Source organism: Edaphobacter flagellatus (assembly GCF_025264665.1).
In the GTDB taxonomy this organism is placed as follows: Bacteria; Acidobacteriota; Terriglobia; order Terriglobales; family Acidobacteriaceae; genus Edaphobacter; species Edaphobacter flagellatus.
In genome coordinates this window covers 3737182-3757242 of the sequence record NZ_CP073697.1, presented here as the reverse complement: position 1 = coordinate 3757242, position 20061 = coordinate 3737182, and the positions used below count along the sequence as shown (strand labels likewise).

General features: G+C 55.2%; 17 protein-coding genes. 6 read left to right on the top strand and 11 right to left on the bottom strand.

Annotated elements, in window-relative coordinates:
- Nucleotides 1–168: 168 nt before the first annotated feature.
- Together KFE13_RS15675 and KFE13_RS15670 are read right to left on the bottom strand one after the other, a co-directional pair.
- Nucleotides 169–294 (bottom strand): hypothetical protein, encoded by a 126-nt coding sequence (locus tag KFE13_RS15675; protein ID WP_260704144.1) that lies wholly within the window; start codon nucleotides 292–294, stop codon nucleotides 169–171.
- 6 nt (nucleotides 295–300) lie between these two features.
- Nucleotides 301–762: a DUF935 domain-containing protein gene (locus KFE13_RS15670; protein WP_260704142.1), complete on the bottom strand. Its 462-nt coding sequence runs from the start codon at nucleotides 760–762 to the stop codon at nucleotides 301–303.
- Nucleotides 763–904: 142 nt separating this feature from the next.
- On the opposite strand from KFE13_RS15670, the gene KFE13_RS15665 reads away from it, so the two are divergent.
- The 3 genes from KFE13_RS15665 to KFE13_RS15655 are packed head-to-tail and all read left to right on the top strand — an operon-like array spanning nucleotide 905 to nucleotide 1931.
- Nucleotides 905–1186 (top strand): hypothetical protein, encoded by a 282-nt coding sequence (locus tag KFE13_RS15665; RefSeq protein ID WP_260704140.1) that lies wholly within the window; start codon nucleotides 905–907, stop codon nucleotides 1184–1186.
- Between the two features lie 21 nt (nucleotides 1187–1207).
- A complete protein-coding gene (locus tag KFE13_RS15660) occupies nucleotides 1208–1474 on the top strand; it encodes a hypothetical protein (RefSeq protein ID WP_260704138.1) in 267 nt (88 codons plus the stop codon).
- 4 nt (nucleotides 1475–1478) lie between these two features.
- Nucleotides 1479–1931, top strand: coding sequence for a hypothetical protein (locus KFE13_RS15655; RefSeq protein WP_260704137.1), 453 nt, complete (start codon nucleotides 1479–1481; stop codon nucleotides 1929–1931).
- A 156-nt stretch (nucleotides 1932–2087) separates the two neighbouring features.
- Here KFE13_RS15655 and KFE13_RS15650 read toward each other — a convergent pair whose 3' ends face one another.
- The 3 genes from KFE13_RS15650 to KFE13_RS15640 all read right to left on the bottom strand — a co-directional run bounded on the left by KFE13_RS15650 (nucleotide 2088) and on the right by KFE13_RS15640 (nucleotide 4997).
- A complete protein-coding gene (locus KFE13_RS15650) occupies nucleotides 2088–2678 on the bottom strand; it encodes a hypothetical protein (protein WP_260704135.1) in 591 nt (196 codons plus the stop codon).
- A gap of 178 nt (nucleotides 2679–2856) precedes the next feature.
- Nucleotides 2857–3552, bottom strand: a complete 696-nt coding sequence (locus tag KFE13_RS15645; RefSeq protein WP_260704132.1) for a response regulator transcription factor — start codon at nucleotides 3550–3552, stop codon at nucleotides 2857–2859.
- Between the two features lie 2 nt (nucleotides 3553–3554).
- On the bottom strand, nucleotides 3555–4997 hold the full coding sequence (locus KFE13_RS15640; RefSeq protein ID WP_260704130.1) for a sensor histidine kinase: 1443 nt from the start codon (nucleotides 4995–4997) through the stop codon (nucleotides 3555–3557).
- Between the two features lie 257 nt (nucleotides 4998–5254).
- Between KFE13_RS15640 and KFE13_RS15635 the strand changes: the two genes are divergently transcribed.
- Nucleotides 5255–8617 (top strand): TonB-dependent receptor, encoded by a 3363-nt coding sequence (locus KFE13_RS15635; RefSeq protein ID WP_260704128.1) that lies wholly within the window; start codon nucleotides 5255–5257, stop codon nucleotides 8615–8617.
- 638 nt (nucleotides 8618–9255) lie between these two features.
- Here the strand turns inward: KFE13_RS15635 and KFE13_RS15630 are convergent.
- Nucleotides 9256–10083 (bottom strand): hypothetical protein, encoded by an 828-nt coding sequence (locus tag KFE13_RS15630; protein WP_260704126.1) that lies wholly within the window; start codon nucleotides 10081–10083, stop codon nucleotides 9256–9258.
- A 961-nt stretch (nucleotides 10084–11044) separates the two neighbouring features.
- Here KFE13_RS15630 and KFE13_RS15625 point away from each other — a divergent pair.
- Together KFE13_RS15625 and KFE13_RS15620 are read left to right on the top strand one after the other, a co-directional pair.
- Nucleotides 11045–13792 carry a TonB-dependent receptor gene (locus KFE13_RS15625; RefSeq protein WP_260704124.1) on the top strand — a complete coding sequence of 916 codons (2748 nt, stop codon included), beginning with the start codon at nucleotides 11045–11047 and terminating at the stop codon, nucleotides 13790–13792.
- Between the two features lie 122 nt (nucleotides 13793–13914).
- Entirely contained in the window at nucleotides 13915–14319 is a 405-nt protein-coding gene (locus KFE13_RS15620) for a MerC domain-containing protein (protein ID WP_260704122.1), read from the top strand.
- A 276-nt stretch (nucleotides 14320–14595) separates the two neighbouring features.
- Here KFE13_RS15620 and KFE13_RS15615 read toward each other — a convergent pair whose 3' ends face one another.
- The 5 genes from KFE13_RS15615 to KFE13_RS18715 all read right to left on the bottom strand — a co-directional run bounded on the left by KFE13_RS15615 (nucleotide 14596) and on the right by KFE13_RS18715 (nucleotide 19904).
- The gene (locus KFE13_RS15615; RefSeq protein ID WP_260704120.1) at nucleotides 14596–15849 is read right to left on the bottom strand and encodes an ABC transporter permease; all 1254 of its coding nucleotides are present in this window, start codon (nucleotides 15847–15849) and stop codon (nucleotides 14596–14598) included.
- Nucleotides 15846–16604: an ABC transporter ATP-binding protein gene (locus KFE13_RS15610; protein WP_260704118.1), complete on the bottom strand. Its 759-nt coding sequence runs from the start codon at nucleotides 16602–16604 to the stop codon at nucleotides 15846–15848. Before KFE13_RS15610 ends, KFE13_RS15615 begins: the two co-directional genes overlap by 4 nt.
- Nucleotides 16582–17010: a DUF3299 domain-containing protein gene (locus tag KFE13_RS15605; protein ID WP_260704116.1), complete on the bottom strand. Its 429-nt coding sequence runs from the start codon at nucleotides 17008–17010 to the stop codon at nucleotides 16582–16584. Before KFE13_RS15605 ends, KFE13_RS15610 begins: the two co-directional genes overlap by 23 nt.
- A gap of 156 nt (nucleotides 17011–17166) precedes the next feature.
- Nucleotides 17167–18576: an amidohydrolase/deacetylase family metallohydrolase gene (locus tag KFE13_RS15600; protein WP_260704114.1), complete on the bottom strand. Its 1410-nt coding sequence runs from the start codon at nucleotides 18574–18576 to the stop codon at nucleotides 17167–17169.
- A gap of 710 nt (nucleotides 18577–19286) precedes the next feature.
- Nucleotides 19287–19904 (bottom strand): cation transporter, encoded by a 618-nt coding sequence (locus KFE13_RS18715; protein ID WP_390891585.1) that lies wholly within the window; start codon nucleotides 19902–19904, stop codon nucleotides 19287–19289.
- Nucleotides 19905–20061: the final 157 nt, after the last annotated feature.

The following is a 20061-nucleotide window of genomic DNA, read 5'->3' as shown; positions in this document are numbered from 1 at the left end:
CCGGTAAAGGATTTGCTAACAAAGCCGAATTCAATATTTAGTTGTTTTTCGGGGGAGGAAACTGGTTGCCAATCGTGGGCAGAACCGTGACAAGAATTATGACCAGTATTTGTGGAATGTCAAGGCTCAATCGCTCGAAATGATCTGGCCCCGCAAAAATGTTCCGCCTCACGAACCAAGCCCCACATGAGCTCGCTCCGCGCCCTTTGCAATCTGCGCGATGCGCTCGCGGTATTCGGCGCGAGCCTCTGCGCTCATCTGCTTGAAAAGATTGTCGAAGGCTTTGATCTCCATTTCTACCTATCGCTCGCGTTCCGAGTTGAACTGTGGACAATCAGGCGGTCCTGCTGGTGTGTTGATACCCGTTGCAGGACCTGCAGGGCGCGTCAGCAGCTCCTCATGCTCATCTGGAACCTCCACGCCGTAACGCTCATAGGCATACTTCTTCGAGATCGGCAGCCCCATTTGTTGCAGTGTGTCGTCGACAGTGATTCGTTTTCCGAGATCCTCTTCGTTCGAGACATCGTGCTTCAGCGTCGGCATAGGGCATTCCGGCCCGAAGTTCCAGAGCACGAGGCGGCGCACGAGCTGGCGATTGAGCACAGCGTCGATCTGAAGCGCTAGGTCGACGCTCCTCTCCTCCTTCGTGGCCGCATGAATGTTGCCCAGCGCATGCGTAATTTCGTACACGGTATCTTGGCCGCGATATGTGACCTTATCGCCTGCGGACGGCGGCAGACCGGATTGTTTGCTCTTAGCCATATTCAGATTGTCCACTCGTCGTTCGTGGCGACAAGGTTAGCATTTCGTTCTCAGCTTTTGATCCTGCTTGTCGCTCACCGTGAGCCACGCCGTACCGACTCCCCATCTGCGAATGTCGCGTTGAAAGTCGAGTACTGCGGAGATGCTTGCATTCCGAAGCAATGCTCTTGATCGCAGCTATGCGTCCGCAAGCCTGTGGATGATGAGTGGCGGCAACGGGCTGATGAATCTTGGCAGGAGCCGCAACGGCACAGATGGCGTAATTGCGCTCGGAAATATGCGTTTCACTCGTGCTCCAGCGGCCACGTCCTCCGATACCTGCACGCAAGGCGATTCGTGGGATGCCGTCTCTGGAGGCACGCCATATCACTTCTACTGCTCTGCGACTAACCAGATCGTCAGGGTGCAACTCACAACGTGGTAGTTCAACAGAAAGAAGGAATCCATGCGAAAGATTGCAGCAGCCATCATCCTTACCGCAGCCGTCAGCTCAGCGCTGGCTCAGGCCGACAAACCTGTACCGCAGGAGAATTTTCGCGGCGTGAAAATGACACCCGCCGGTGCACTGGATCTGGAAAACAAGAGCTTGCGAATGGCGAATAACTACCTCGTTGTGTATGGCCGAGCAGATGCGCTCTATAACGAGGCTGTTTCCGAAGATAAAAGCCGCTCGGGCAGAGCTGATCAAAAAGGTACTTGCCGCAAATCCTGACTATATGTGGAACGAGCAGGAATCTAATTTCGTGAAGAAAGATGGCGTAGCTGTTAGACACGAAAAAGTCGAACTGCCTCTGCCCCCGGTCTCGTCACAGCAGATCGAGGCCGCGAAAGCTGCTGAGACAGCGAAGGCCGCCGTGCCGCCCACGACTGCCAGCAAAGAAGCAAAGCAGGCCGAGGCAAGGAAGGCTGACGAAGCGGCAAAGACGGCCGCAATGGCGGCCGCAATCGCCAAAAAATTCCCAGCGATAGGGTTCGCTTGGGTAGTTCGCTTGGATCGGCGGCTGCACGGCCTCAAAATAGGCAGTTCGCTTGGATTGAAAGAACCGTCTGCGGTCGCTATTGGCGCGGGTTTTGTGGATTTCAAGGCATCCGGTACAAGGGCCGGGCCATGTAGTTCGCTAGGAGTTCGCTTGGATGCATCGCGGCGCGACGAAAAATCAGCTATTTAGCCTCAGCATCTAAGCGAACTGCTTCCTGTCGCTCTCAAATAAAGCCTGTACGTTCTGGCCGCGCGCGACGCCCGAAATACCCTCAAAACCCGCGCCAATCCCACGATATCCCGCCATCGCCCGCACTATCCCGCTGCTCTCATATACTTTCTGTACTCACACCGGCACACTCATCATGGGTCGACAACGCAATGCGAGGAGAATCCTATGATCTCTGAGATTACGCGCGAGCAAGAACGATTTCGGAATCGTCTCGGTAGTGTTCTTCCCGGTAATCGCCTGAACTTTTTCTTTGTACTCCTCGACATGTAGCAGATTGACGCTTGACAACACCGAGATCCCGTTGCGCAAGAGCTCCTGCACGTCCTGCCATCGATACTGGTTCCGGCTTCCAGGAGGATTTTGAGCGGCAAGGGGATCGATGACGCACACTTGCGGCGCGCGACGAAGAACAGCGTCCAAGTCAACCGCCTGCCCGCCAGCCGTCTCATGCGGCGGAATCAGTTCCAGCTCGCGCAGAAGGGCTTGAACATCTTCAGATTGCCGTCCCTGGATAGCAGCGACGACCACGTCTTCTCCGCGCCCGGCTCTACGACGGGCTTCGTCGAGCATCCGATAGGATTTACCAACTGCAGGAGCGTAGCCCAGGAAAATCTTGAGTTTTGCGCCTAACTGCTTACTCTCCTCTGCTTCTACTTGCTTGAGGAGTCGTTCGGGGCTCGGCCTGGATAATTCGGATACGCGCATTTGTGATTCCAGCGACAGTCTAGACTAGACCGTTATCACGATGTGACGCAATTCGTGCCAGCGACCGGTTTGAACCAGGTAACCCTCACTCAGAATCTGATGTACGGTGAGTGATGACAGTGAGCATCAAGCAATCCCTGTACTTAGAACGATCCTGACCTTCGAACGGGCGCGTACACTAAGCCTCACGAAACCGATAACCGACATGACTCTCTGTCAAGATATATGACGGGCGCGACGGATCGTCTTCGATCTTCTTACGAAGCTGATTGATAAGGACGCGTAGGTATTCGCGCTCGTTACCATAGTCCGGTCCCCATATAGAAGTCAGTAGACGGCTGTGGGGGATAGGGCGGCCTGCATGTTCCATAAGAAAGCGCAACATCGCGAACTCTTTCGGAGTGAGGCGAACCTCTTGGCCCATCTTCTCGACACGATGACGATCCGAGTCGAGCCGTAAAGCGCCAACTACGATAGTAGACTCGGAGGGAGCTGTCGATGTCTTCGAACGCCGGATTGCCGACCGCAACCTCGCAGTCAGCTCCCTAATCTGAAAGGGCTTGGTTACATAGTCATCGGCGCCTGCATCGAGCGCTTCCACTTTATCGTCTTCTCCGTCTCGTACCGTTAGCATAATGATTGGAATGTGAGGGTAGGTATGGTAGATTGACCGACATGTTTCGATCCCTCCCATCCCAGGCATATTGATATCAAGCAGCACTGCGTCATAGTCGATCATCCGCAGACGCAACAGGGCTTGCTCTCCATTGCCTGCTTCTCCAATCATGAATCCCAATGCAGTCAAGGTCTCAAACAGGCTCTGCCGGATTCCCGCATCATCTTCTACGATGAGCACATTCAATCGCTGTGTCACGACTACATCTCCTTTGCCGTTCGCGGTAGCGAAAGAAAGAAAGTGGTTCCCGTGTGCTCGCCGCTATTTACCCATGCACGTCCTTGATGCGCTTCCGCTATGCGCTTGACTACGGATAAACCGATGCCTGTTCCCGGGGCCTTGCGATCTGAGCCGGGGCTGCGATAAAAGCGCTTGAAGATATTCTCCCTCTCATGAGGTGGGATGAAGGAACCCTCGTTCTTGATACTGATAAGCGTCTCCGCCGGATCTTCCTGAACGTCAATAGTGATCGATGACTCAGAACTCCCATATTTCGCGGCATTATCGAGTAGCTGAAAAAGCGCCATCTCCAGGAGTTGCCTGTCGGCCCAGACCGTGCTGTGTTTCGTCCCGGCGAGAAGGCGGATGGGATGTGCACCGAGGTCCTGCGTGGATGCTTCGGCGCTGCTTTGTAGGAGCTGAGTGAGATCAATTGCTTCCCGCTTCAGCTTAAGATCGACAGTGTCAATCCTGGCCGTGCGGAGCAGGCGCGTGGTGAGATCGTTAAGGTGATCGGCCTGCTGGTCGATCAGCGCCACGAGCCTTTTCTCTGCACCAGACAATGTATCCATTTCGAGTAGGCCCGAGCTGGAACTTCGAATGGTTGTCAGCGGGGTTTTGAAGGCATGCGCAAGACCATCCAGTACTGCAGAGCGAAGTTGCTCGCTTTGCCGGGCTGCTTCTGCACTGCTTTCCGCAGAGAACGAGCGTGCCCTCTCAATCGCGACAGCCGTCAACGAAGCGGTTGCAATGATCGAGGCATCATCGAGCGAATGGCCGCAGATGACCAACGAACCAATGGCTCGCGTACCTGAGCGAAGAACGCGTCGCGAGGTCGCTGTTAGAGGGTCATCTTCGTTGCGCTCTGAAAAGTATGTGGAACGCACCTCATCGTCTGTGACCTCACAGGTGCCACTTTTACTCAAATGCAGGTCATAATCGTTCCACAGTGCCACTCCCTTCGCTTGGAGTGTAGCCAGAATCAGATCCGCGAGTTGCTGATCGACTAGCTTCTGTTGATCCAGTAGAAGGATATTCTGGCTCAGTTCATACAACTTCTGCAGTTGCAATTGATGTATCTCGACTTCGCGAGCATGGCGGCTGACTTGATTTGAAAGGCGACTTACAAGCAAAGCGACACTTTCAAAGGTAACTAGAGCTACCCAATCATGGGAGTCCGTCATATAAAACTGAAACAACGGTTGAGTGAAAAAGTAATCGAGGCAGGCCACTGACACCAACGACACGATGCTCGCTTCAAGAAGGCCCCACCGCAACGCAATGGCGGTTACCAGAAAGAGATGAATCGAAGTCGCAGAGGCGAGATTGAAATGAAATCGGTAGGCAAGCCAAGTGATAGACAGGCCCACGGCTATGCCAACCGCGATCCTCGTCGTACCTTCGCGAATTGTTCTCTTGGTCATTCTCTTGTGGTCCAGTGAAGGGAAATTTTATCTCGAAACCCATAAAGAACCCATAAGTAACGGTCTTATGCGTATCTTACGGATTTCTCGATTCACTAAGTGAGGCCGGAAAATTTCGGCCCCATGAGGTGATTCCAATGATGTACATTCGAGGCCTTTCTCAATCTGATTCACTTTCCACGACAGAACCCAGCACATATCCCAAACAGGGCGATGCAAGTGTTTCCAGCGCCTCTCAAAAGAATTCCAAGCGTGTATTGGCAACGCAAAAGTGGACGGCCAAGCAGCTCTATCTGCTGGCCGTTCTGTGCCTCGTGTTCGTGTGCGAGGGAATCGCTGCCCATGCTCAATCGACTTTCGGAAGCATTCTCGGAACTGTCGAAGACCCTTCGGGCGCGGTAATTCCCGGGGCTCATGTTCATGTGACGAACCTGAACGACAACTCTTCACGGGATGCGACCACGAACGATAACGGCGAGTACCTGGTGTTGAACCTGAACCCCGGCACCTACGCGGTGACGGCCTCTGCGCCGAACTTTGTCGATAGAACGCTAACCGGGATGGCACTCGCCGCACGGCAGCAGCTGCGCGCCGACCTGAAGCTGTCGATTGGCGGATCGCAGCAGGCCGTCTCCGTGGAAGCAGCCGACGCGTCGACCGTGAATACAGAGAATGGGACGATCGGCGACACCAAGATCTTCGAACAGGTGGTGGAGCTTCCGATGAACTACCGTGGAGGCAACGACAGCCCGCTGACGGCGCTTGCGGCGGTGCCGGGCGTTCAGCAGGACTCGAACGGCAACCTTTCGATCGGCGGAGGAACGTCGGCGCAGATCCAGTACTCGGTGGACGGCACATCGACGGTGAATATCCGCCAGAACGGCGCGCTGAACAACATGAATCCTTCGTCGGAGCTGATCAGCGAGATGAAGGTGACACAGTTCAATAACAACGCCGAGTTCTCGCAGATGGCGGATGTGACCATCATCACCAAGAGCGGAACGAAGAACTTTCACGGCAGCATGTTCGAGTACATGCAGAACAGCGCATTCGATGCAAAGACCTGGGACTTCGACAGCAAGGCGCACAAGGCCTACAATACCTTTGGCGGAAGTCTGAGCGGACCTCTGCATCTGCCACATGTAAAAGCCGGCGCAGATAAGACATTCTTCTTCGGCGACTATGAGGGAAACCGGCGGCGTTTCACAACTCCGCTTGTGCTGAGCGTGCCTACAGCCGCAATGCGCTCGGGTAATCTGAACGATCTTCCCGGGCAGGCTGCGGTCGATCCTACGACGGGACACCCGTTCGCGAACAACCAGATTCCATCGGGCCAGTTGAGCGCTGTTTCCCAGTCGCTGCTCAATAGATACGTCCCACTGCCTAATGTTGATACCGGCACCGACCTGACGGGCAACTATCGTGTGCAGGCGCCTTCGCCGGCTAACATTAATGGCTACGATATGCGCATCGACCGCACGATCAGCGACAAGCAACAAATATACGGCCGTTGGAGCTGGAAGAACGTCGACACGACGGCGACCAACAACCTGCTGCCGACCGAGGTACATCGCGAGACGAACCGCAACCTGATCTTCTCGCACAACTACACGATTCGCCCGACGCTGCTGAACGAGGCACGTTTCGGATTGACCTTCTACACCGCCAAGGTCGACTTCCCTATTAGCGGTGCGAGCGCGGTAGGGACACTTGGGCTGCAGGGACTGAACCTCAGTGATGTACCCAACGTGAATGCATTTCCAACGTTCGATTTCAGCGATGGGACCAACTTCACTCCTATTGGACGCGACAAGACGGGGACGACACGGTCGCAGACTCTTCAGTTCACCGACAATCTGTCGTGGGTGAAGGGCAACCACACCGTGAAGTTCGGTGTGGATATTCGCCGCGTGCGTTATACAGACCTTGAGAGCTTCGGTGGATCGAACGACTTCGGCGCCTTCACCTTCAATGCGGCCACCTTCAGTGGCAACGCCTTCTCCGATCTTCTGCTAGGGCTGCCTTCGAAGAGCTACATCGCGCGCTCCGGGCCCGATACGAAGCTGCACGCCTGGCAGACCGGACTCTACGCGCAGGACGAGTGGCACATGACGCGCTACATCACGCTGAGCGCCGGACTGCGCTGGCAGGGGCTGCCTCCATTCATCAGCGAGAACAACAACCTGGGCGCCTTCGATCCGCGCAATGGCGGCTTCATTCTGGCGAACAACGGCGTGGCTAGGCAGGAGATGCTGAACACGATCAACGCTCCCTGCCCGGGAGTGAATCCGAGCATAGCCTGCGCACCTGTCGAGCGTGCCTCCGATGTGGGTGTGGGCAACGGCTTGCGTATCTTCTACAAGAAGAACTTCCAGCCGCGGCTAGGTGTGGCGTATCGTCCGTTTGGCGACAACAAGACGGTGCTGCGCGCCGGCTTCGGCATCTTCACCATGACCAGCCTCGGCCAGCTCTCCTTCAACACCACTAACATCAACGTTGGCGTAGTGCAGACGACCGCGAACCTGCTCCCGAACGGTCAGGCGGCGTTCCAGTTCCCGAACGTGGCGGCCCCGCTCACGCCGTCGCAGGTCGCAGGTACGGGCGACTTCTACCAGAACGTCAACCTGAACTTTCGCGATCCACAGGCGGCGCAGTGGAATCTAACCGTCGAGCGGGAGCTCACCAACGACCTGAGTTTGCGTGTCAGCTACGTCGGCATGAACTCCTACCGTATGGGTCAGACCGTCGATCTCAACCAACAGCATGCCAGCGTTACGCCGAATGACTACAGCCAGCGGCCGTATCCCAACTGGGGACGCATCCTCTCCAGCGAGAACCAGGGCAACGCGAACTACCAGGCACTGCAGACCGAGTTCAACCAGAGGCTGCACCACGGCCTGCTCTTCCAGGTAAATCACACCTGGGCCAAGAACCTGAGCAACGCCGCCGGTGACGCTCCGTCAGTCTTTGCGCCCGAGGTCAACTACGGAACGCCCGTCGCCGATCGCTTCAACCTCCGCGCCAATCGCGGCAACGTTGTGGGAACGCGACGCCAGCGCTTCCTGATCTCGGCGATCTATCAGTTGCCCTTCGGCAGCAATCGCCAGTACCTGAGTAACATGAATCGCGTGGAGGATGCGCTCCTCGGCGGCTGGGAGATCAGCACCGTCTCACTGTGGCAGACTGGGCCGTACCTCACGCCGACCACCAGCCCAAGCAACGACAGCGCGAACCTCAATCTGGTCTTTCGCGGCGCGGCGCTCCGGCCGGACTGCATCGGCAACCCTGTGCCAGCCAACCGCACGCTCAACAACTACTTCGACGTCAACGCCTACAACGCCACTCCCGCTCCGGGACGCATCGGCAACTGCGCTGTCGGCAGCCTGGTCGGGCCGGGCACTGCCGCTGTAGCAGGAGGACTCGCAAAGATCTTCCCACTGCGCGAGTCGCTGAGGCTGCGCTTCGAGGCGACTTTCACCAACCTACCGAATCATCCAAACTTCGCGGCGCCGGCGACCAACGTCTCGGCTCCAGCATCGTTCGGGCAGATCACTTCGGTGCAGACAGCCGACAATGCCGGCAACCGTACGGGACAGCTTGCCCTGCGGGTCGACTTCTAAACTGAGATGAAAGAGCCGCTGGCCGCGACATCGTGTTTGCGATCTCGCGGCCAGCGCAAATGCACTGGTCCAGCATCGTGAGCCGCGAGCTTCGCTCCCAATCTCGCCGCGGAAACCACTCCTATTGAAAATAGGCTGGAACCGGATGCGGGAGTATCGCCGCTTTTTACGCGGAACTCGACTGAATGGGACACAGATTTGCTTATCAAGCAATCCCTAGATACTCTCGCGGAAGACTGAGTTCACGCTGCGTCTCAGGTCGGAGTGGGTCTACCTTCGGCAAAGTTGATTTCTATCTCATGTCCACCCGATTCCGCTCTCGCCAAGGAAATTGGCTTCAACCTCTTCCTGAAGCTGGCCATATAGATCTGCTCAGCAGAGGAGTTCGCAAGAAAGCCAAGTCCCTTGGGGTTCCCTTCTCATTCCGGTTCATGCGCGCCGGGGCAGCAGTCGAGCGAGATCACGTCCCTGATTGAATCGGGCGTCATTCGGCCAGTCGTCGACAAGATATCCAAAAGGCGCTCGCTGACGACAAACAGCCTTACGAGGAGTAATCCAGCTTCAGTCCTTCACGGGGTCGTAGTAGGGGTTTCCGCCCTCCTCTTCATATTCACAAAGAGCTGAAATGCGGACGGTTTTTAGAAGCCCTTAGTAGCCCTCAGCTGTTCTCTTGCCTTCCAAAGGCGACGTGGCAGGACATACGTGAAGCCTGCAAAACCCTCCCAATGAGTCGACGTACTCGTGAGGCCATGATTGAATCCGGCGTCGAAGACGAGGTTCCTCTTCATCGGATAGGAGAGAGCCCACAGGTTCCCAACCGCATTTGCGTTGGTCAAAGGCTGAGAGAAGTGCCATAGTTCGCCCGAAAGCGTGAATGGTCCAATGGAATGTGAGATCGAAAGGGTTTCTCCAAATTGTGCGCGGCGAACTCTGTCCTCGGCCTGTTCTGTCACGATTCCGTTGAGGTCGAAATGAAATCCACCGATGTCGTTACTCACTAACACAAATGCGCTTTGGCGAAACGTGCCTATGTCGATCTCTGGAGCAAGACTCTCATAAAGGCGTCGAATGTAGCTGACAGAGACGGTGGGGTGATATCCCTCACCCTTGATTAGGACAGTCTGTAGGCCAACAAAGACTTCGCCCGATCGATTTCCGCTTACCTCAGCACCCGTGCTATGCGTGAACGGCTCCGAGAGCGCCAACAGCTGGATGCGTGAGGTGATTGCAAGCTTCGTGACTTGATTAATGGCAAGCCTATTGGAGAACTCCGGGGACTCGTTTGCGTAGAGCCCACCATTTTCAAACTGTAAATATCCCACTGGCGTCAGCGTCGCCGGCGTTGAGACGGTGGGCCTTCCAGGATTTGCAAGCGGCAATTGGGATGAATTGCACTGCGCGAGAACAGCGAAGGAATAGAGAAATGTCGCCCCACTCAGCAGGGCACTGCCAAAGAAAAATCGCATAAATGTCTCCGGGGGTGGGCACTTGGACACATGCACAAAAAGCGCGTGTCAGCTCACGGTGTCGGGGAACTAGATGCGGGGCGGTTCGACCGGAGGCTCGGCCAAACGCTCAATCGGCCGCCACCGCTGAGGAGCGGGCACGGCGTGCACCGAGGCGATAGGTCTCGTCCAGGGGCTCAACGTTGAAGTCCACTGGAAACCGCAACAACTGCACACGCCGTTGCACTGATCGAATGGAGCAGAATGCGGTATCGCTCTTAGCTGATGGCAGACGGAATGGGAGCTACCTGAAACAACTCTAGTGTCATCGCATACGCCGCAGAGCGGCGACAAGATGCTTATGATCGCTATAGTAGCGATGAGCAGCACAACCGAATATTGTGACCTGGTGTCGTCGACCGCTGTCATTCACTCGCCAGAATACTCTTTCGTGTCATTTCAAGCACGACCGGCGGCCCGAAACTTGAGTTTCGGGTCTCGTACACGTCTTCTCCTCAGAGAAGGCTTGGCGGTAGAAGCTATGTCTTCCCTTTTCCAAAGCCGTATCCCTCCGGAACGCGATAGGCTTTCAATTTAGGAAAAGTCGCAGTATAGTCGGTGGAATGTACACCAAAGTGACACCCGTCGCTCAAAGAGTGTCGTGGAGATTCCTCCTCGGCCTCCTTTGCTTGGGTTTGGTCATCGTTGGTGGCACGTTATCCGTTTCTCACTCACACGATCAAGGAAATGTCACGCATCCCGATTGCGCTCTCTGCGTAACGGCTCATGCGGTAGTACAACCCGCGGCAATCTATCTGTTCATCTTCATCGTGCAGATTTTCGCTGCGGTCTACGTCCTGCGATCCGCACCTTCTTCTCAGAAGATCTCTCCGTTCGCACTCTTCACACGCCCCCCGCCTGCAAACGACCGTCTCGCGTAGATAGCGTTTCGATTAGGTCAACAATTTTGGGGAGGTAGTGTATGAACACGTCAATTCGACGCGGTTTCGCGTTGCTATTCATGGTTTTTTCGTTGAGTGGAACCAGTCTTTCAGCTCAGTCTGCTGGCAACTCCGGTGCAATCTATGGAACTGTTACCGATGCTTCAGGTGCAGTGTTACCGGGCGCGACAGTCACCATTCAAAACGTTGTGAGCGGTTACAGGAGGGAGGCGCAGACAGATCGCGCCGGCTCTTATCAGTTCACCAATCTCCCACTTAATCCGTATCACCTGCAAGTCTCGTCGACTGGGTTTGCAAGCTATGCACAGGATGTGGACGTTCGGTCGTTTGTCCCGATCACCCTGACGATCGGCCTCAAGGTCGGCGCCGCTTCGACTGTTGTCACGGTGGAGACTGGAGATCTAATCGAAAACGACTCCACCTTTCACACCGACGTCGACCGCGGCCTCTTCCAGAAGCTACCACTTGAAAGCCAGTCATCCTCTCTCAGTTCGCTCGTGACACTGGCATCTCCCGGCGTCGCCGCCGACTCAAACGGACTGTTTCATGGCCTAGGTGACCATGCTTCGAACTCCTTCTCCATCGACGGCCAGCCGATCACTGATCAACAGAGCAAAGTCTTCTCGAATCAGATACCCTCCAATTCGGTCCAGTCTCTCGAAGTAATTTCGGGGGCGCCCCCCGCAGAGTTTGGCGGCAAGACCAGCCTCGTCATTCAGGTTACGACGCGATCCGGCCAAGGCGTGACCACGCCCACGGGAGCCATTACGGCGTCGTATGGAACCTTCGGTTCAGCTACTGGTTCGGTTGATTTGAGCTATGGCGGAAAGAACTGGGGAAATTTCATCGAAGTTGACGGACTCAATACGGGACGCTTTCTCGATCCGCCGGAGTACGCCGTCTTCCATGACAAGGGAAATGAGTTCAATGTCTTTGATCGTATTGACCGTCAACTTTCGTCCAAAGACTCTATTCACCTCAATCTTGGAGTAAGCCGCTCGTGGTTTCAAACGCCGAGTGCCTACGACAATCTGAACGTCATGAATATAGTGAGCGGGGGAACTACCAGCGACCCCGTCTTCGGCAACGTTGGTAATGCAGATCAGCGGTCCAAGATTGTCACTTACAACATCGCTCCGACCTACACCCATATCGTCGGAGCCAACTCAGTCTTCAATTTCGGCGGCTACGTTCGGCGCGATGCATACAACTATTACCCCAGCAACAACCCTCTTGCAGATTTGGGGCCAATTCAGGGTCAGTCCATCTCGCAGGACCGTTCGCTCACGAACGCTGGCTTACGGACGGATTACTCCTATGTCAAGGGAATTCATAATCTAAAAATGGGAGCTGTGTATCAACACACGTTCCTGCGCGAACACGACAATCTGGGCATCGTCGACTCGGCGTTCAACTCTCCATGCGTTGACACCACTGGCGCATCCCTGCCTGGATTTACGGACCCCTCTCAATGCGCAGGAGCGGGCTTCGTATCCAACGATCCTTCCGTGGGTGGAACCTACAACCCGGATCTTGGGCCCTACGACCTTACGCGAGGAGGGACGCTTTATAGGTATTTTGGCCACACTGATGTCAAGGAACTCGCGCTCTACGTTCAGGATCAGATCAAGACCGGAAACTGGCTGTTCAACGTTGGCATTCGCGGCGACCTCTACAACGGCCTGGCGGTCGCCCGTCAGGCTCAGCCAAGGCTGGGAGTTGCGTACACCATCAAACAGACCGGAACTGTACTGCGTCTCTCGTATGCTCGCACGCTCGAGAGTCCTTTCAACGAAAACCTCGTGCTTTCGAGCGAGGGCTGCGGAAACAACGTTCTCTCCCCGCTTCTCGCCTGCACTCCTGGTGTCTCAACGACGCTCACCCCGGGTTTCCGCAATGAATTTCATGCTGGACTCCAGCAGGCGATCGGCAAGAACCTGGTTTTGAGCGGTGATTACATCTGGAAGTACACACACAACGCCTTCGATTTCAGTGTGCTCGGAAACACTCCCATCACGTTTCCGATTAACTGGCACAACTCGAAGATCCCCGGCTTCGCCCTACGGGCGGATGTTCCTAACTTCCACCATATCTCCGCGTTTGTGGTCATGTCGTCGGTTGCGGCTCGTTTCTTCCCACCGCAGATCGCCGGGGCAGGAGCGACAGTTGGAAACGGTGGATACCCTTTCCGTATCGATCACGACGAGAGATTTAATCAGACAACGCACGTGCAGTATCAGATGCCTGGGAAGCATGGTCCGTGGATTGGGTTCAATTGGAGGTTCGACAGCGGACTCACCGCCGGGTCCGTGCCCTGCTACAACGTCACCGATCCGAACAGCCGCTGCAATCCCGACAACGGCGGCCCATCCATCACCATCAACGGACAACCCGGCATCGATCTGAGTGGCCTCACGCCGGATCAACAGTTCCAGGCGGGCCTCACGTGTAACGGAGTCAGGGCTACTCCCACTGCCGGTCTCGGCCAGTGTCTGGCATCTCAGCTCACGTCCAAATTGGTTGCCATTCCGGCGCCGGGAACGGAAAACGATGACAAGAGTCCTCCGCGTATCCAAGCGCGAAGCCTCTTCGATGTTTCCGTGGGAGAGGACAACCTCTTCAACACTGATAAACACAAGTGGAGTTTGCGGTTGACGGGCGTCAACATCACCAACAAATACGCCCTGTACAACTTCCTCTCGACGTTCAGCGGAACGCATTACGTTACGCCGCGAGCGTTAACTGCGGAACTAGGCTTCCACTTCTAATGTCCCGCTAAGGGGAAGCGTGCGGCCGCACACCGTGCGGCAGTGCGCTTCCCTTCCTTTTTCCGTCAGCCACAACTTCGAGAGATGACGAACCCTTGCGCAATGCAATCAGGACTCCAGGTATGTCTGAAATTCAAGAGCTCTGGATAGAGAATATAGATCGCGTGGGAATAGTCGCATCAGCTGCATGCTTCGTCCATTGCATCGCAGCACCTGTGCTGCTTTCTCTTTCGAGCGTCTCTTCACACTTTGTTCCTTCCGACGAGAACACCCACCGTTTTCTCGCCGTCCTCGTCGTGTCACTTGGAGCCATCGTTCTTGGACTTGGATACCGCAGACATAAGAGAAGGCTCGTTCTTGGACTGCTTGGGTTGGGGATGACCTTCGTTTGCAGTGCCGCCTACTTCGGAGATCGCCTGCCTTCGCACGCATGCGAGGTTGCCATCACGCTTTTAGGAAGTTGCTGCATGATCTTTGCTCACCACAAGAATCATACGTTTTGCCGGAACTGCAAAAGATGCACCTAAGGATCACCGTGTAGGAAACGATATGGGCCGACCGACCCGCTTTGCCTGAGCGTGAAGAACATGAACTTCTCGTCACAAAACCGGAGATTCAAGGGTACCCGCAAGCGGATCAAGCGGATTCGATGGACGGTTTTGGATAAGTGGTTTGCTGTGCTTTTGGCGCTTTTAATTCTACTGTCTGCTGTGGCCGGAGGATGGCTGGGGTATCTGTATACCGATTAGTTGCCAGAGCCTCCGCGGGAACAGAGGCGTTGACTCTAACTTTACGGGACGAATTTAAGGTGCATTTAGCCCATCGATCAGCGAGTTGCGATAGGCACGACATGCGGGGACTATACCGAGCAGAGCGCCGCACAAGATGGCACAAAGAGCATAGACTTCCACCCGAGTGGATAGACCGACAAATGCGATTGGCAGGCCTAGGCGGCTCTCGATGCAACTGTGCAAACCAAGAAGCAAGAGGTAAACCGCGGCTATGCCAAAAGCTGTGCCAGCAGCTGCGATCAGTGTGGATTCGAGGATGAAGAGCGCAAAGATTTGACGCATCGGCAAACCAACCGCCCTTAGGATGGCGATCTCGCGACGACGCTCGTTGAGGCTCGTGTAAAGTGCGATGAGCATGGCGAGTAGACCGACAACAAGGACGGCTCCGGAGACGAGCGAGAGCGCTGTGTCTGCGTAATCGAAGAGACCCCAAAGTTCCTGCAGCGTGTAAGCCGGAATAATAGCGGTGAGCGGTTCACCTTTATAGTTGTTTATCTCCCGCTGCAGATAGAGAGTGCTTACTCGGGAGTGCAGACCAACCAGAAAGCAGGTAATCGTGTCGACTTTGAGCTTGTAAGGATCGAGTGGCGGCACATCTTCGCCAATGGCTGGCGGCGTACCGCCAGTCCAGCCGAAGTGCATGGCCTCCTCTCCAAGCAACGGAATGTAAACGGCGCGATCGACGGGCGTCCCGGTTGACGCAAGGATGCCGACTACGGTGAAAGGAGTCGTGCGGTGATTGAATATCGATCTTTCCTCGATGCCGTGTGCGACTACAATCCGTTGTCCTATCGGAATGCGAAGACGTCGGCTGACGTCCGCGCCCAGAACGATATCGAAGATCCCGCCTGGGCGATGCCCCTCTACGAAATGTAGAGATTTATCCCCGCGATATTGATAGTGTGCGTAGAAGTTATCATCCGTCGCCACAACGCGGTATCCGTGATACGAGTCTCCCATTGACATGGGGATGGTCCAGGCGACCGCAGGATGATGTGCGAAGTGTTGGTACGATTCCCATGAGACGTTGTTTGAGGCGTTTCCGATGTGGAAGATGCTGGAGAGCAGAAGAGGCAGACCGCCACCACGTGCGCCGACGATGAGATCTGTATGAGAGAGCGTTCCGGAAAATCCAAGCTGTGTGGCCTCTCTCAGACGGTCGACACCAACCAGAAGCATGACCGACAACGCGATAGAGAAGATCGCAAGAATGGTACTGAGCTTGCGAGCACACAAGGATTTGACGGCTATATGAAGCGGAGTCATACGGTTGGCGCCTCTTCCATTCTTTCTCTCCCGGTTATTGTTGCGAGTGACAACGCCTCGTCGAAGTGTGCACGGAGAGCCGGATCGTGCGATACAAACAAAAGCGTCGTTCCGACATCGTTATGTTTTCGGGCCGCGCCAATCATCTCCATAAGAAGCGCGAGGAAGGCATCGCGACGGTCAGGGTCGAGCGAAGAGGTGGGTTCATCGGCAATCACGAGCGCAGGCGCACCGATGACGGCGCGGGCAATCGCCACACGCTGTTGTTCTCCAGTGGACAAATGGGCGACCGGCTCCTGGAGCTGATGATGAATATCTAGATAGTAGGCGAGTCGGACGACCTCTTCCGACACGCTCGGCGCGGTAATGCGTCCACGGCGCGCAGCGTGCAGATAGCAAGGCAGAGCAATATTTTCCGCCACCGTGAGGTACGGAAGGAGATTGAAACCCTGGAAGATATACCCCATCTGCGAACCGCGCAGCTTGTCTCGCGCGGAACCGGATAGCTGCGTAAGATCCTGTCCCAGGACCGTAATGCTTCCTTTTTGCGGAACAAGAACTCCGGAGATGAGCGAGAGCAGCGTGGTCTTTCCGCTGCCAGAAGGACCATGCAAGAATACGTGTCGACCGCGTGCGATCCTCAGTTGATCGATGCGCAGAATGGGCTCCTTGGGCTTATATGCAAATTGGACGTTCTCCAAGGAGATGGCTGGCGTGGTCGTCATGTCTTCGCTATTCGGTGTAGGGGCCGACACTCTCGCCATCCATAGAAAATGAGATGTCGCCATACGGGCTGTCGACCGTGGTGACATGAAGTCTGCCCGTGACGGAGATCGGCTCGGTGAATGACATCTTCGTCTTCTTGTTGTGTTGCAGTTTGACGTAGATCATCTGATTCGGGGGTGGGGGCGGAACATGGATACAGGCACCTGCAAAGGGGACCAGGATGAACTCTGTCACCTGATCTGCATCATCCTCGAGTGGAACCATGAAACCGGGGACGGAGACCAGTTTGTTATCCAAGGCCCGCGCAGGAGAGCTTGTTTGCGCGGAAGTGAGCGTCTTGAGAGTAGACCAGCCGACTGTAACTGCCCCGGGCGGGGCAGCCAGAAGCAGATCGGCTAAGAGAACAGTAGCGAGGATGCGAGCGATTCTTTTCAACGTTTCCTCCTAACCGTGCTTCCTGAGTCTGTTGACATGATGACTCCTCACTTCCGACGAGTTCACATCTTAGTCATACATGACACTTGGAACATTGACTGGCCCAAAGGCGAATGCAATTCTGCCATTCATCTGTCGCCGTAGGGCTTTCTGGATCTATTTTCTGGGCGATGGTACTGGCTGCCCAACCGGTGTTGACGGCGGAAACCGCTGTCCATGAGTTGCGCCGAAGGGTCGCTCGTTGAACGTTGTCCAGCGCGATGACTGGCGGTCATCCGCCGAGTGCTCCGTGGCGTCCCACATATCCGCCGAAATACCGTTCAGGTCGTAGACGACTTTGCCACTGCGAAGGGTTAGTTCGCAGACAAGCTTCTTCGTCCCCATCATCTTCGTGTTGTACATATCGACGAAACCGAATCTTCCCGATTCCACGGAAAGCACCGCCACGTCAGCCACCGAGCCGACAGACAGATTGCCGAGTTGTTCTTGCTTGATCTCGTGCGCGGGATGCGAGGTCATCTGCGCAATGACCTCCGGCATTGTCTCACCGAGCGCCATCAACTTATCGGCTACGTTTAAGAGGTCTTTCATACCGTTGTTCATCGAGCCAACGTGAAGATCGGTGGAGATGGAGTCCGGCAGATAGCCGCTCCTGACGATAGGTGCCGCCACTGTCCACGCGAATGAGCCGCCACCATGACCAACGTCACAGTAGATGCCCCGCTTTTTCATAGTGAGAAGCGCCTGCGAGGCGAGGCCTGTCTGCGGATCCTGTTCGCCCCGGAGACCGGAAAAACAGTGTGTGTAGATGTCGCCGGGCCGAAGGTGTGTGGAAACCAGTTCCAACAGTGGACGTTCGATGCGGCGGGCGCCGTAGTCAATCATCACCGGAATGTTGGCAAGGTTACCGGCGATTACGGCTTGATCGTAAGGCTTCCATTCCGGACCGGTAAAGTGGGCGCTCTTTACCCCCACGATGACACCGGGAAATTGCTTAGCTTTTTCCCCAGTGAGCTGTCCGTCCATATCATCGAGGTTGTCCTCATATTTCGAGCCACGCATCCCTGCTCCGACGATATTCAATTCTGCAAGAACCCGGGTCTTGGATCGATCGATAACCTTGGCCTTGAAGTCGTCAAAGTTTCGCCAGCCTGAACTTCCCGCATCGACAATGGTCGTAACACCGTTGCGCAAAGTGAAGCCATCCGGATATACGGAAAGATCACCGGCATAAGAACCGCGCTCCCCCGTTCCCGCGTAGACATGAGTATGGATATCGATGAGCCCTGGCGTAACATAGAGCCCCGTGACATCGATCGTTTTGAGTGCATCGTTTGAATCAAGGTGCTCCGCGACCGCCGCGACCTTACCATCCTTGATGCCCAGATCACGCACGGCATCGATCTTGTTCTTGTCGTCGACAAGATGACCACCCTTGATTAAGAGATCGTATGGCAGTGGATTTGGAGGAAGGGGCTGTCCGCGACGTCCCTCCTGGCCGGCAACGAGGCATGGTAAAGCAAGAAATACGCAGAGAATGGCGCGGCATCGATTTGTGTTTGCCATGAGTACCTCAGAATCCGCTTTCATTGGACGTCAGCAGAGATAGCAGCGGCGCCCTTGTAGGAAAGAGCCATTAATATCACCTGGCTTGCGTCTCTACTCTGTGACCAAACAGGCTTGGAGATCGCAAGTCATATGAGACTGAAATCAGCATCCGTTGGGAACCGATCAGAGAACGGGCGGAGGCCTGATGGAGGAAGTCCACAAAATTCGATGCTCGTAGACATCATGCGATCCGTGATCATGAAACCTGCTGGAGGCAGCAGGGACGGCGCAGAACGAAATGAAGATCACCAGCGCCAGAAAGTCTGCGGATAGATCGCAAAATCCGCAATGCTGTTCGATCGAGGATGAGCGATGAATGTGGCTCGCTGCTGCCGTACCGGCCAATACGATGCATAACACAACGACAAGAACCGCAATTAGGGTTCGCCATTGCATCGATGTCCTGGTTAAATCATTCATCTGGCTGTGATTATTGTCGCTCCATTTGGCTGAGTCAATAGACACTCCTTCGGTCACTTCTTATTGCGTCTGTCTCCTCGTTTGCACGAAGACTCCATTGGATTACGGGACGAAAATCAATCAGACATGTGCGGCCACAACACAAGGTTTGGCATCTGTTGACGTTCTAAGACTACAGCGCCAGCTTCTCTGACGTGAATCGACCCTCGATAGGCAGATTTTGCATTACTATGCAGATCCGGAGGTCTCTAATGGTTGCAGCAATTCTTTCCCTGAAACGAGAGGATCGCTGCATGGAGGATGATCGGCACCAAGAAAAGTCCTGCGATACTGTCTGCCCATGCCCAACCAAAGACTGCTTGAACCGAGAGACCTAATAACACGATGGCCGCCTGGTACGAGCAGAAGTCGGTTTGGCGTGCGTCCGACATCATGGCATTGCTATTCAGTGTTCTGCCGACCCTCTTCTTTGCTCGAGCTAACATGGGCATGCCAACTAATGCCGCGGAGGTCACCGCGATGCCCAACTTAGTTGGCTGAGATGACGAATGGTGGGCGAGTGACCACAAAGACTCCATCAAGATATACACCCCTAGCAAAACCAGACATGTCCCGGCGACACACTGGCTCACGTACTCGGCGTGATGCCGCTTTCGGGAGTCCAACTCCTGTGACATACGCCACATAAGAACCGAAGCGGAGACGACCTCGATGACGCTGTCAATTCCAAATCCCGTCAGAGAGATGCTGTGTCCGCGGATGGCTGCCACGATTGCGACGCCCGCTTCACACGTACCCCAAAGAATCGTCAGTAACTCCAACTGACGGCCCCTCCGCGCCACCAACACCCGATCAACTGAACTCATTGTAGTGGTTCCCATTCCAGACACCCTCCCCCCATCCCATTTGACATAGCACAGTTCACGCAGGCTTGCGGTAGCCCACAACGGTAGATCGGTGTGCAAAGCACCAGCACCGATGAACTCAATCAAGTTGTTCCCAATGCCGATTTCTCGATTGGGT

What these genes read in the sequence shown, in the direction of transcription:
- KFE13_RS15675 (WP_260704144.1), bottom strand. Translation starts at nt 294, where the DNA reads ATGGAGATCAAAGCCTTCGACAATCTTTTCAAGCAGATGAGCGCAGAG.
- KFE13_RS15670 (WP_260704142.1), bottom strand. Translation starts at nt 762, where the DNA reads ATGGCTAAGAGCAAACAATCCGGTCTGCCGCCGTCCGCAGGCGATAAG.
- KFE13_RS15665 (WP_260704140.1), top strand. Translation starts at nt 905, where the DNA reads ATGCTTGCATTCCGAAGCAATGCTCTTGATCGCAGCTATGCGTCCGCA.
- KFE13_RS15660 (WP_260704138.1), top strand. Translation starts at nt 1,208, where the DNA reads ATGCGAAAGATTGCAGCAGCCATCATCCTTACCGCAGCCGTCAGCTCA.
- KFE13_RS15655 (WP_260704137.1), top strand. Translation starts at nt 1,479, where the DNA reads ATGTGGAACGAGCAGGAATCTAATTTCGTGAAGAAAGATGGCGTAGCT.
- KFE13_RS15650 (WP_260704135.1), bottom strand. Translation starts at nt 2,678, where the DNA reads ATGCGCGTATCCGAATTATCCAGGCCGAGCCCCGAACGACTCCTCAAG.
- KFE13_RS15640 (WP_260704130.1), bottom strand. Translation starts at nt 4,997, where the DNA reads ATGACCAAGAGAACAATTCGCGAAGGTACGACGAGGATCGCGGTTGGC.
- KFE13_RS15630 (WP_260704126.1), bottom strand. Translation starts at nt 10,083, where the DNA reads ATGCGATTTTTCTTTGGCAGTGCCCTGCTGAGTGGGGCGACATTTCTC.
- KFE13_RS15625 (WP_260704124.1), top strand. Translation starts at nt 11,045, where the DNA reads ATGAACACGTCAATTCGACGCGGTTTCGCGTTGCTATTCATGGTTTTT.
- KFE13_RS15620 (WP_260704122.1), top strand. Translation starts at nt 13,915, where the DNA reads ATGTCTGAAATTCAAGAGCTCTGGATAGAGAATATAGATCGCGTGGGA.
- KFE13_RS15615 (WP_260704120.1), bottom strand. Translation starts at nt 15,849, where the DNA reads ATGACTCCGCTTCATATAGCCGTCAAATCCTTGTGTGCTCGCAAGCTC.
- KFE13_RS15600 (WP_260704114.1), bottom strand. Translation starts at nt 18,576, where the DNA reads ATGGCAAACACAAATCGATGCCGCGCCATTCTCTGCGTATTTCTTGCT.
- KFE13_RS18715 (WP_390891585.1), bottom strand. Translation starts at nt 19,904, where the DNA reads ATGAGTTCAGTTGATCGGGTGTTGGTGGCGCGGAGGGGCCGTCAGTTG.